General features: G+C 42.6%; 10 protein-coding genes and 1 pseudogene. 9 read left to right on the top strand and 2 right to left on the bottom strand.

Translation table 11 applies throughout. From position 1 onward, the window contains the following. Positions 1–127 precede the first annotated feature (127 nt). Positions 128–2,245 (top strand): tetratricopeptide repeat protein, encoded by a 2,118-nt coding sequence (locus tag OGM63_RS03365; RefSeq protein WP_263744093.1) that lies wholly within the window; start codon positions 128–130, stop codon positions 2,243–2,245. Between the two features lie 678 nt (positions 2,246–2,923). On the opposite strand, the gene OGM63_RS03360 is transcribed toward OGM63_RS03365, so the two are convergent. Continuing rightward, on the bottom strand, positions 2,924–3,046 hold the full coding sequence (locus OGM63_RS03360) for a hypothetical protein (protein ID WP_263744092.1): 123 nt from the start codon (positions 3,044–3,046) through the stop codon (positions 2,924–2,926). Positions 3,047–3,089: 43 nt separating this feature from the next. Here OGM63_RS03360 and OGM63_RS03355 point away from each other — a divergent pair, with 43 nt between their 5' ends. The 7 genes and pseudogenes from OGM63_RS03355 to OGM63_RS03325 all read left to right on the top strand — a co-directional run bounded on the left by OGM63_RS03355 (position 3,090) and on the right by OGM63_RS03325 (position 8,404). Then, positions 3,090–3,842 (top strand): hypothetical protein, encoded by a 753-nt coding sequence (locus tag OGM63_RS03355; protein WP_263744091.1) that lies wholly within the window; start codon positions 3,090–3,092, stop codon positions 3,840–3,842. A gap of 65 nt (positions 3,843–3,907) precedes the next feature. Beyond that, a complete protein-coding gene (locus OGM63_RS03350; protein ID WP_263744090.1) occupies positions 3,908–4,342 on the top strand; it encodes a hypothetical protein in 435 nt (144 codons plus the stop codon). A gap of 360 nt (positions 4,343–4,702) precedes the next feature. Further along, complete coding sequence (locus OGM63_RS03345) at positions 4,703–6,334, top strand: coiled-coil domain-containing protein (RefSeq protein ID WP_263744089.1); 1,632 nt, start codon at positions 4,703–4,705, stop codon at positions 6,332–6,334. A gap of 98 nt (positions 6,335–6,432) precedes the next feature. After that, positions 6,433–7,086, top strand: a complete 654-nt coding sequence (locus OGM63_RS03340) for an OmpA/MotB family protein (RefSeq protein WP_263744088.1) — start codon at positions 6,433–6,435, stop codon at positions 7,084–7,086. Next, positions 7,074–7,235, top strand: a pseudogene (locus OGM63_RS03335) (type II toxin-antitoxin system VapC family toxin); the annotation flags it as partial. The gene OGM63_RS03340 and the pseudogene OGM63_RS03335, both read left to right, overlap by 13 nt. 4 nt (positions 7,236–7,239) lie before the next feature. Further along, the gene (locus OGM63_RS03330) at positions 7,240–7,428 is read left to right on the top strand and encodes a hypothetical protein (protein WP_263744087.1); all 189 of its coding nucleotides are present in this window, start codon (positions 7,240–7,242) and stop codon (positions 7,426–7,428) included. A gap of 256 nt (positions 7,429–7,684) precedes the next feature. After that, the gene (locus OGM63_RS03325; protein ID WP_263744086.1) at positions 7,685–8,404 is read left to right on the top strand and encodes a MeeY/MeeF family manganese export membrane protein; all 720 of its coding nucleotides are present in this window, start codon (positions 7,685–7,687) and stop codon (positions 8,402–8,404) included. A gap of 113 nt (positions 8,405–8,517) precedes the next feature. Here the strand turns inward: OGM63_RS03325 and ndk are convergent, their stop codons facing one another. Further along, the gene (ndk, locus tag OGM63_RS03320; protein WP_263744085.1) at positions 8,518–8,967 is read right to left on the bottom strand and encodes a nucleoside-diphosphate kinase; all 450 of its coding nucleotides are present in this window, start codon (positions 8,965–8,967) and stop codon (positions 8,518–8,520) included. 345 nt (positions 8,968–9,312) lie between these two features. Here ndk and speA point away from each other — a divergent pair, with 345 nt between their 5' ends. Next, positions 9,313–11,337 carry a biosynthetic arginine decarboxylase gene (gene speA / locus OGM63_RS03315; RefSeq protein ID WP_263744084.1) on the top strand — a complete coding sequence of 675 codons (2,025 nt, stop codon included), beginning with the start codon at positions 9,313–9,315 and terminating at the stop codon, positions 11,335–11,337. The last annotated feature ends 758 nt before the right edge of the window (positions 11,338–12,095 follow it).

The following is a 12,095-nucleotide window of genomic DNA, read 5'->3' as shown; positions in this document are numbered from 1 at the left end:
AATGTCGCCAAGCTGTAAGATATGAAATCCCCAAAGTTTTAGCATAATCAGACAATTTCATTACTTGTCGGGTTTTAGACTATATCTGACTATGTTAGACTATATTTTGTTTAAAGTTTTATCATACATGCAGGAAGTACCCCAAAAACTGGGAGAAAGACCGCTGAATCTCCAGGAACAGGTAGCTTGGTGTTGGCAAAACTGGCAACCAGCAGAAAAGCTGGTGTTGGTAGTATTAGATGATGTGACTGATGGAAATTGGGAAACTAGTCAAAGTCTACTACCAACAACTAACCGCTTCCGCGTATTGCTGACAACCCGCTTGCGAAACCTCGACAATGTGCAGGAATTACCTCTGAATGTACTACCACCAGATAAAGCTTTGGAATTGCTGACATTAAAAGGTGAACAACGAGTTGATGCCGAAAAATTGTGCGAATGGTTGGGATATCTGCCCTTGGGGTTGCAATTAGTACGACGGTATTTAGACCAAGATCCAGATTTATCTCTAGCAGAGATGTTACAACGGCTGAAAGCGCAGCGACTGGAAGATGAAGCAATAAACCCCTCAACGCGAGGGTTGAAAGCCGTATTTGAATTAAGCTGGCAACAACTCAACCCCATAACCCAGCGTGTGGGAGCGTATTTGAGTTTATTTGCCCCAGATGTTATTTCTTGGAAATGGGTAGAATCTGCAACTGATTTGCTTAATTGTACAGAGCGAGAAATTAACGAAGCCAAAAAGCAACTTTACAAGCGTTATTTAATTGAAAGGCTGCAAGAGAAAGAAGCTTGCTACAAAATACATCCTTTAATTCGGGAATTTCTCAAGACAAAGTTAGCAGCATTAGAAAACACACAGGACTTACGAAGACATTTTGCGGCTGTATTTATAAAAATTGCCCAGCAAATACCCCACACACCCACTGTTGAGGACATCAACTCAGTGCAATATGCCATACCCCATTTAACAGAAGTGGCACAAAATCTTATTGATGCGGTGAGTAATGAAGATTTAATTTCGGTTTTCCTGGGTTTGGGCACATTCTATGAAGGACAGGGTTTGTATGCGATCGCCGAACCTTGGTACAAGCAGTGTGTAGAAGTATTCAGAGCCAGTCTGGGAGAAGAACATCCCCATGTAGCCACCAGCTTGAACAACTTGGCTTATCTCTACAAATCCCAAGGACGCTACAGTGATGCCGAACCGCTGCATATCCAAGCTTTGGCACTGCAAAAACGCCTGCTGGGAGAAGAACATCCCCATGTTGCCACCAGCTTGAACAACTTGGCTAATCTCTACAATTCCCAAGGACGCTACAGTGAAGCCGAACCGATGTTAATCCAAGCTTTAGCACTGCGAAAACGCCTGCTGGGAGAAGAACATCCCGATTTTGCCACCAGCTTGAACAACTTGGCACTACTCTACAATTCCCAAGGACGCTACAGTGATGCCGAACCGCTGTTTATCGAAGCTTTAGCACTTTATAAACACCTGCTGGGAGAAGAACATCCCGATTTTGCCACCAGCTTGAACAACTTGGCACTACTCTACAATTCCCAAGGACGCTACAGTGAAGCCGAACCGCTTTTAATCGAAGCTTTAGCACTGCGAAAACGCCTGCTGGGAGAAGAACATCCCCATGTAGCCATGAGCTTGAACAACTTGGCTTATCTCTACAAATCCCAAGGACGCTACAGTGAAGCCGAACCGCTGTATATCCAAGCTTTAGCACTGCGAAAACGCCTGCTGGGAGAAGAACATCCCTCGGTTGCCACCAGCTTGAATAACTTGGCAAATCTCTACAATTCCCAAGGACGCTACAGTGAAGCCGAACCACTGTATATCCAAGCTTTAGCACTTTATAAACGTCTGCTGGGAGAAGAACATCCCGATGTAGCCATGAGCTTGAACAACTTGGCTTATCTCTACTATTCCCAAGGACGCTACAGTGAAGCCGAACCGCTGTTAATCGAAGCTTTAGCACTTTATAAACGCCTGCTGGGAGAAGAACATCCCTCGGTTGCCATGAGCTTGAACAACTTGGCAAATCTCTACAATTCCCAAGGACGCTACAGTGAAGCCGAACCGCTGTATATCCAAGCTTTAGCAGTGTGTGAGCGGGTTTTGGGGATTAATCATCCAAATACAGTTACTGTCCGTGAAAATTTGGAAATTTTGCGGGCTGAGATGAGCGCTAGCAATTCATGGTTGGGAAGGCTTATAGGGTTTTTCCGCCGGTAGCCGCTACGCGAAATGCCAACTTCAAAGTATCTTGCACCAGGCAATTAGAAATCGCAGCTACACAGGCAAAACCCACCTACGCGGGTTGAAAACCTTGATTTTACATTAGTCCGCGCAGGCGGACTTCGTTTGTGTAGCCGCGATTACGAACATCGCTAGGGCTGGGTGCAAGATGTGGGTTAACATTGCATCGGCTTGCATTAACATTGCATCGGCTTGCATTGGCATTGCATCGGGATGCATTAACATTAGACATCTCCAGAAATTAATTATGCGTTACCCGAAACCTTTGTAGAGACGTGAAATTTCACGTCTCTACATTGTTTTCTGGAGATGTCTATTGCATCGGCTTGCATTGGCATTGCAGGGTATTGCCAAATTTAACAAAGCGATCAGATTAATGAAATGCTGTATTAATACCTTTTATATATGAAGATGCGTCTAAGAGCGCCCACGCAGCTTGAATCTGGTAGGGTGCGTTATGGACGAAGCGTCCTAACGCACCGAAAATCTGGTAGGGTGCGATCTTCCTACGGCATAACACACCCTACAAAACTCGTAAAACCCTTATCCCGCCAACGGTTATAAACCGTTGTCTAACAGCGCGCATTCCTCTAAAAGAGGACTAAATAAAGCTTTCAGTCCATTTTAATGGACTTGTGCTATTAGCCTTAGAATTTATTCTAAGGCGAGATAGCGGCATTCTTCGAGGGTTTTGAAATATGTTGGTAATGACAAGGGCACCGAAGCCTGAACGCGATCGCGTGCGATCGGCTGAGGGTAAATAAAGCGCAACCTCACAATGAACAACGTTAAAATATATTTTTTTTAAACGGAAAACTTTTTGGCAACAAATCGGTATAAATTTATAATAGAGCTTTTGTTACTGAAATTAGGGCATCGTTTGCAAGCAAAAGAGATTAAGGAGAAGCTAAAGTTTCTCATTGAGCAAGCCTCCTCGCTAGACCCCAATTTAGCGAGAAGATTAGATGAAATTAATCGTTGGGTAAAAGACATAAAAGTTGGTTCGCTGACTGCGAAACCATTTGTCCTTGCTTTTCTTTTAGAAGTGATTGCAGATTCTACCGTTTGGTTGGTGATTCAATCTTTACCCACTGAAGAAGAACAACAAGCAAAGTTCGCGCAAATGACACCTACTGAGAGATATTGGTACCAGTATCTTTTTCCCAAATGGCTAAATGAAACAGATCCCAAGTTTGGTATTTGGCGACAAAAATTAATGGCGGGGGAGTTTAATCAGGCGGATAATGATATTATTAAATTAATAGCTAAAGATATTGTCCGTCGAGAGGGAAGTTTTTGGCAGCGTTATATTGCCGACCTTTCTATGGCAACAGATTTAATTATCAGCAACAGTCAACAGAAACCACTTTGTATTCAAGTTACCAGCGTCTCAGAAGAATTGAATCAGCATAAGTATCAATATTGGAAAAATACACTCGTATTGTGGGAAATAGAAAGAGGACTGTTTTTTAGTTACAATCCGGCAGAAGTTAATTTTATCAACGAATTAGTTAACGTGGCGCTATTTAACAGCGCTTATCTTTCTGGTGGAAAGTATTTAAAATTTTATTAAGATTGTCAAAAGTTAAATATTAACGTTTTTTAAACATACATAATAATCAACTTATAGCATAATTTATGCCTAACAAACAACAAAGTAACGGCAACCAACAAGTGGATAGATTTTCGGAAGCTTTAGCTACAGCACGAAACATGCAGCAGGATTGGTTAAATTATGGAGTTGATTTTGTCCATCTTTACGTTGAGGATGTGCATGGAGATTGGTTGGAAAGGTGGGAAGAAGAATCGGTTTTAGACTTGCTGAAAGAATTTTTGGTAAGTAATGATGATGTAGCTGTGAGGGTGAGGCAGATATTAGGAGAACGTTCTTTATTTGATATAGCAGTCAACTTAGAAGAATGTCTTAGCCTGAGCGAAGAAAATGACAAGTTATATGCTGTAATAAATCTCTTATGTGGTAGGGAAAATAATTATGATGCTCGTGAAATAGATGATATGGAATTATTGAATTTAGCAAATAGTCTGCTGTCAAAGTTGGCAGAGATAATCTAGAGACGTTTCATGAAACGTCATGTACTCTTAATTCGTAGTGAGCGGTTTACCGCTCATAGCTTCGATTTTAAGGGCTGAATCCCTTACTACGTTTAAGAGCATTTATTTACACTCCAGTATTTATTGAGAAGCGATCGCACTCACAGCGTCAAAAATTGCTACAGCAAATTTCAGGTAAATAAAGTAGATATATAAAACCCAAAATCTTGTAGAGACGTAGCAGTGCTACGTCTGGAACGTGTATTCGATCTTATCGCGATAGGCTGCTGTATTTTATCGCAAAAGTTAGATCAGCCTTATTTGTGGGAAAAATAAGGCAAAAGCATTAATGGCTGAAACTAAAATCACAAGGGGTGTTGTGTGAATTTAGCACAAATTTGGGACATCGTTTGGCAGAACGAGCCTTTTCATTGGGCAACTGTTATTGTATTACTTGTGGCAATTATTGTTGAGCTTTACACATTATGGCAGTATTGGTATTCAGAATGCGGAGAAACAGCAGATGCAATTCAGAGCTTGAGAAATCCGAACAAAAGTCAAAAACATGATAATTTCAAGCTTCAGCAATGGAAAGAGGAACATCTAAAAATAAAAAATGGCAAATTTATACTTATAAATTATCCAGTTGTTTTAGCGCGTCCAATACCTCGCAGTTCCCTGCGCTTCGTGACTACTTTGTGTACTGCAATCGGTGTTTTGGGAACATTTTATGGTATTCAACAAGGATTACAAGGAATCAATTTAGATACAACAAGTTCCCAGCAGTTAATGAATTCCAGTAAGGAATTATTGGTGGGAATGAAAACAGCTTTTTCTACTTCATTGATGGGACTTGGTTCTGGTAGCTTGTTCACGATAATTTTGTTTATATGTGATTCACTACGTCAAAAACGACGTGATGATTTAAGACAAAAGTTGAAAGCGATCGCTACTTTAGAAACAGCAGACAACGCTAACAGTGAAATAGCACAAGTTCTTAACCTTGTAGCAGACAAATTGACAGAGATAAACTTGAGTGCTGAAGCTATTGGTGAAGCTGTAGGAAAGGAGATGCAGTCAGTTATTGTACCACCACTGCGAGGAATATTTGAAGAGCAGCAAAAACTCAGAGAACTCCAAGAAAATCAAGGACAAAGAGTTTTAGAAGAACTTATTAAAGATTTGCGAATTGAAGTACTCCAACCCATTGCTGCTCGCTTAGATAAAAGTGCAGAATTAACTCAGCAAGCTTCCGAAGCTGTGCTAACTCTCCACAAAGATTTGGCAAGTTCCATCGTCACAATTCAAAACTTTCAAAAAGAGACTTTAGTTAGCCTTGAAGATTTCGCTCTTCATCTCAAACAAACTTTGAGTCAATTTGAAACAGATACAAAAGGTGTTTTAGAACAAACTGCTCACGATATTAATCGAGCTATCGACCAAAGTATTCAAGGAATGACCGTTCAACAAAGTGCTTTTGAAGCAAGTGCAGAAAATGCGGCTGATACATTCCGAGGAATTAGAGAGGAACTGGAAACAGCGCTGCAAAAACGAGCAGAAGTAGAAAAGCATATGTTTCAAGCTACTCGGACTGGAATTATCCACATTCTCGCACAAGCAAATACAGCCTTCGAGCAGCAGACTAACACTCTAGAAACAGTCGGTAATCAAGCTTGCAAATTGATGAATCGTAGTCAAGAGAATCTTATTGCCACATTAGGAAATATCGACCACACACTCACAGCAACTCGTCAAACGGTGCAAGACGATTTAACACAATTCCGAGAACAATATCAAGCGAATTTACAGGCATTCTTTATAGAACAAAATAACTTACTGGAAGGGACACTAGGCAAACAACGCGATGGTTTAGCTGCGGTAGTGACTAATTTGGATACCGTTTTTCAAGATGAAGCTAAGAGACGCAGTGAGTTGACTCAAGAAGTAGATCAAAGTATGAATAAAATTCAAGCAACTGTCCAACAAATAAACAAAGAAGATTCCTATAATTAGCCTGCGTAGGCAGGCTTTGTTCGTATAGCCCCAGGCTTCTAGCCTGAGGGGGATTAAGCGCAACATCACAAAGAATTGATATAACGGGAATAACCATCATGAATGATTTCACAAAATGCGAATTTTTTGAATCAGAAATTGCTGACGATGATGATTCTAATATCTATTTATCTATTGGCGATTTGATGTCAGGTTTGCTGATGTTTTTTATGCTACTTTTTATCACTGCACTACTTCAGCTAGCAGAGAAAGATGCACCAAAACGAGTGGTAATTGGCAATGTTGTGGGACAAATGAAAAGCAACAACATTAATGTCAAAGTTAGTCCCGAAACAGGAGATGTCAGCATCCAAGAATCAATTTTGTTTGCTAAGGGAAGTACCGAACTGAAACCCGAAGGTAAAGACTTTCTGCGTAGCTTTATTCCCGTTTACAGCGGGGTGATTTTCTCCAAACCTGAATTTGAGAAAGAAGTTAGCCGCGTAGTTATAGAGGGTCACACAAGCTCAGAAGGAGACGAAAAAATTAATCTAGAACTTAGCTTACTGCGTTCGGCTTCAGTTTATCGGTACATTTTCTCGGAAATGAATTTTCCTACCAAAGTACCTTTAAGCCAAAAAATATTAGCTGCTGGTCGTGGAGAAATAGAAGCTGATAAGAATCGAGATAACCCAGACGATCGCAAGGTAGTTTTTCGCTTTCAATTTCGTAGTGATGATTTCAATCAAAAAAATCTTCAAATATCACAATAGCAACAGTTTACGGACTGGATTATTTGCTAACGTGGAACTGTAAGCACATTGCCAATGCTCAGATTCAAAAAAAGCTTTCAAAAATTAGCACTGAGTTTGGGTATGAGCTACCAATAATTTGTACACCGTATGAACTTTTAGGATTGTAATTTAATGTGGAAAGACGAGATTGTAGAAGAAATCTATCGAATTCGTGAAGAACACGCTAAAGCATTTAATTATGATTTGGAAGCTATGTTTGCTGATTGGCAAAAGCGACAAGCCCAGAGTGGACGAAAGATAATTTCAACACCTCTCAAACAACCTCAAAAACCAATGCAATCAACTGAAATTAAGGGTTAGGGTAAGATGGAACAAAGTCAGCACGCGATCGCATGTAAATTGGAATATAGATTTTAGGCGATCGCCTTACCTTCACAATCCGCAAAAATTTTTAGAGTAAAATCCGCGCTTGCGTGCCGTAAAATCGCCCATAGCGCATAAACAGAAATCACCCGCTTGCCTGTTAAGCTGTATTAAAGAGGGAAATTAATCCCTATTTTAAATTTACACTTACCCTTATACTGACTTTTTCAAGGTGCGGTAAAAAAGAATCTGAATGTTAGACCAAATTTTTGATTATCTTCACTTTCGCTTTAGCGTCGAAGCACCTTTAGTCCTGCTCGTTCTGATTTTACTAGAGGCTGTACTATCTGCTGACAATGCGATCGCCCTCGCTGCGATCGCGCAAGGACTCGAAGACAAAGAACTCGAACGTAAAGCCCTCAATTTCGGCTTAGTCGTTGCCTACGTGCTACGCATCACCCTAATTCTCACCGCAACCTGGGTGCAACAATTTTGGCAATTTAACGTATTGGGTGCTGCTTACCTGCTGTGGCTGGTATTCCAACATTTTACCTCAGAAGAAGGTGAGGATAATCAGCATCACGGTCCCCGCTTTAACTCGTTATTGCAAGCTATCCCCGTGATTGCTTTCACAGATTTAGCATTTTCTTTGGATAGTGTAACAACAGCGATCGCAGTTTCTCAAGAAAAATGGTTGGTGCTCACAGGGGCAACTGTTGGTATTATCACCCTGCGATATATGGCAGGTTTGTTTATCAAGTGGTTGGATGAATATGTCTATTTAGAAGACGCAGGCTATATCACTGTAGCGTTGGTGGGTTTGCGCTTACTTTTAAAAGTGGTCAACGATAGCTTTGTCCCCCCAGAATGGGTGATGATTGGTGCGATCGCTCTCATCTTTGCTTGGGGCTTTTCTAAGCGCACTACCCTAGAACTATCAGAAGAACCCGAAAAGAGCGAAGTCTCAAAATGAGGAGTGGAGCAGTGGGGGAGTGGAGCAGTGGGGGAGTGGAGGACAATTATTTCTCCCCATCCCCCTCTCTCCCCATCCCCCTCTCTCCCCCTCTCCCCTTCCCCCCTCCTAAGTTACTCGTGCAACCAACGCATAATATCGGGTTGCCAACCGACTAACTCATCTTCCTTAAACCACAGAGAAACTTCATTTTGCGCGGTTTCCGGAGCATCGGAACCGTGTATGATGTTGCGACCAATATTTACGCCTAAATCGCCCCGAATTGTCCCTGGTTCCGCATTCAGAGGGTTTGTAGCGCCAATTATCTTTCTCGCAGAGGCGATTACGCCATCACCTTCCCAAACCATCGCTACCACCGGTCCAGAGGTGATAAACTCCACCAACCCAGCAAAAAAGGGTCTTTCGCGGTGAACATCGTAGTGCGCTTCAGCCAATTCCCGGCTGGGTTTGAGAAACTTCAAGCCAACCAGAGTAAAGCCTTTAGTTTCAAAGCGACCGATAATTTCACCTACCAGTCCGCGCTGTACCCCATCAGGCTTAATTGCTAAAAATGTGCGTTCCATCGTCATCTCCTCAAACTTAATGAATTTGTTCTTTGTTAGTAGTTGGTGGTTATACCAATTCTATGTGAGGCTGCACATAACGCCCTGCGCCGAGCGCACGCTGCGCGAACAGGCGCTTTAGCCTGGGGCTAAACGAACGAAGCCCACCTGCGTGGGCACTCATTAGGCGCACCTTCATAGACAAATGGTATTAGTAGTTACAACTAACCACCAACCACCAACAACTAACTCTCAACCAATGACCAATCAGAGTTTATCTTAGAAATCATCTCTGGGTGCATATACGTTGCTTTATTAATGCGTTAAATTGATTACTTGTGGGTGACACACAGAGGTCAGGAAGAAATGCGTGTTGAGTCAACTGATGCATCCGAAGAGGTGGTGCAACCTCCGGCTAATGGACATAAAGCTGAAGTGAAGAATCAAAAGCAAAAAAAGCTGCTACCACCTAGTACCACTAGCGACGCGTCTCGCGTCAGCTGGAAAATTGAGGATAGCGAAGCCCTTTACCGCATCGAAGGTTGGGGACAGCCTTATTTTTCCATTAGTGCGGCTGGTCATATCACGGTTTCTCCTAAGGGCGATCGCGGGGGTTCTCTAGATTTATTTGAATTAGTCAATGCCCTAAAGCAGCGTAATTTAGGATTACCTTTATTAATTCGATTTTCCGATATTTTGGAAGACCGGATTGAGCGATTAAATGCATGTTTCGCCAAAGCGATCGCCCGTTACAACTACCCAGGTATTTACCGTGGGGTGTTTCCCGTTAAGTGCAACCAGCAGCGGCACTTAATTGAAGATTTGGTAAAATTTGGCAGACCTCATCAATTTGGCTTAGAAGCAGGTTCCAAGCCAGAGTTAATGATTGCCCTGGCTATGCTGGATACACCCGGAGCATTGTTAACTTGCAATGGCTACAAAGACCGGGAATACATCGAAACGGCGATGTTAGCCCAAAGACTAGGACAGACCCCGATAATTGTCTTAGAACAGATTGAAGAGGTGGATTTGGTAATTGATGTCAATCGCCAGTTAGGAATTAAGCCAATTTTGGGAGTCCGCGCTAAACTCAGTACCCAAGGCATGGGACGCTGGGGAGCATCATCCGGCGATCGCGCTAAATTTGGTTTGACGATGCCGGAAATTATCGATGCAGTTGACAAGTTACGCGAAGCTGATTTGCTGGATTCTTTGCAGTTGTTGCACTTCCACATCGGTTCGCAAATCTCCGCCATTAATGTAATTAAAGATGCCATTCAAGAAGCCAGCCGCATTTACGTAGAATTGGCGATGCTAGGGGCTGACATGAAATATCTTGATGTCGGTGGTGGCTTGGGTGTAGATTACGACGGCTCGCAAACCAACTTCTATGCCTCGAAAAATTACAACATGCAAAACTATGCTAACGACATCGTGGCAGAGTTAAAAGATACCTGTGCCGAACGGGAAATACCCGTACCAACACTGATTAGCGAAAGTGGACGAGCGATCGCTTCCCATCAATCTGTACTGATTTTTGACGTTCTCAGTACCAGCGAGATTCCCCTCGAACCACCAGAACCCCCACAAGAGGGAGAACCTCCCGTTATTAATTACCTTTGGGAAACGTACCAAGGCATCAACAAGGAGAATTTCCAAGAGTTTTACCACGACGCTGCTCAATTCAAAGAAGAAGCCATCAGCCGCTTCAATTTGGGAATTTTGCGCCTCAGAGAACGAGCCAAAGCAGAACGGCTCTACTGGGCTTGTTGTCATAAAATTCTTGACATAACAAGACAGGAAGAATACGTACCCGACGAATTGGAAGACCTAGAGAAAATCATGGCTTCCATCTATTACATCAATCTATCGGTGTTTCAATCAGCACCAGATTGTTGGGCGATCGATCAACTATTCCCGATTATGCCGATACACCGCTTGGGAGAAGAACCGACCCGACGAGGGATTTTGGCGGATCTTACCTGCGACAGTGACGGCAAAATAGACCGCTTTATTGACCTGCGCGATGTCAAGTCAGTTTTAGAACTGCACACCTTCAATCCAGGAGAACCTTATTATTTAGGCATGTTCCTGAATGGAGCTTACCAGGAAATCATGGGCAATTTGCATAACTTATTTGGCGACACCAACGCAGTTCATATCCAACTAACTCCTAAAGGTTATCAGATTGAACACGTCGTCAAAGGTGACACCATGAGCGAAGTAGTCAGCTACGTGCAGTACGACTCCGAGGATTTGGTAGAAAAAATCCGCCAGCGTTGCGAACTAGCTTTAGAAGAAAATCGCATCACCCTAGCGGAATCTCAGCGACTGCTACAAACTTACGAACAAAGTTTGCGGCGATACACATATCTTGATGGTAATGGTTAGTAGTTAGTATCTGGGCGAAATTAAATATAAAATGTCATTGCGAGCGTAACGCAGTGGAGTGAAGCAATCTCAGTTTTTGGGATTGCTTCTCTTCGTTCGCAATGACCGAAAAAATGGGACTCAAGCCCCGTCATAAGCTTGACGGCTTTATGGTAAAATAGATATAGTCGCCATAGGGCATTAGGAGACTATAAACGAACGTCGAGGGATGATAAGACTATTTCGATAGCACAACCCAATGAAGCGTTAAGGAATCCTCGGACTTTAGGACGAGGAGGTATGTCAAAAACTACCTTAGTCGAGGTGTCAAACTAAGCTTGGAGGAATGTAATTGACCGGAGGCGAAGCGTCTCCGGCTCCGCACCATGCCTAAAAAGACACATCCTAAGGAAGCGACACAACGTCCTCAGTCAGAACAATCAGGCATCGCTTCACATGCTCATTAGATATCTCCAGAAAAGATGTAGAGACGTAGCAATGCTACGTCTCTACAAGGGTTTCGGGCAACGTATAGTTCATTTATGGAGATGTCTATTGCGCTGCTAAAGAAAGCAATCTTCGCCCAACAAGGCATACATAGCGCCAATTAGGATGAAGCGAAGCTGCTACACAAAACTTGGTTAAACTTATTGCTCGTCTTACCATTCAATCAAGATTGCTCCTGAAGGGTCTGCTTCCTGCTTCAACCAAGCCCGTCGGCGGGTTCTTGTCCACAGGCGTAAATTCGGCTCTAGCCGAGCCTAATCGAAATTAAATAT

Source organism: Plectonema radiosum NIES-515, assembly GCF_025753815.1.
In the GTDB taxonomy this organism is placed as follows: Bacteria; Cyanobacteriota; Cyanobacteriia; order Cyanobacteriales; family Nostocaceae; genus Hassallia; species Hassallia radiosum_A.
This window is presented reverse-complemented; position numbering and strand designations above follow the sequence as displayed.

Excerpts from the sequence above, each read along its gene's own strand:
- OGM63_RS03350 (WP_263744090.1), top strand. The coding sequence starts at position 3,908 with ATGCCTAACAAACAACAAAGTAACGGCAACCAACAAGTGGATAGATTT.
- OGM63_RS03330 (WP_263744087.1), top strand. The coding sequence starts at position 7,240 with ATGTGGAAAGACGAGATTGTAGAAGAAATCTATCGAATTCGTGAAGAA.
- OGM63_RS03325 (WP_263744086.1), top strand. The coding sequence starts at position 7,685 with ATGTTAGACCAAATTTTTGATTATCTTCACTTTCGCTTTAGCGTCGAA.
- OGM63_RS03365 (WP_263744093.1), top strand. The coding sequence starts at position 128 with ATGCAGGAAGTACCCCAAAAACTGGGAGAAAGACCGCTGAATCTCCAG.
- ndk (WP_263744085.1), bottom strand. The coding sequence starts at position 8,967 with ATGGAACGCACATTTTTAGCAATTAAGCCTGATGGGGTACAGCGCGGA.
- speA (WP_263744084.1), top strand. The coding sequence starts at position 9,313 with ATGCGTGTTGAGTCAACTGATGCATCCGAAGAGGTGGTGCAACCTCCG.
- OGM63_RS03340 (WP_263744088.1), top strand. The coding sequence starts at position 6,433 with ATGAATGATTTCACAAAATGCGAATTTTTTGAATCAGAAATTGCTGAC.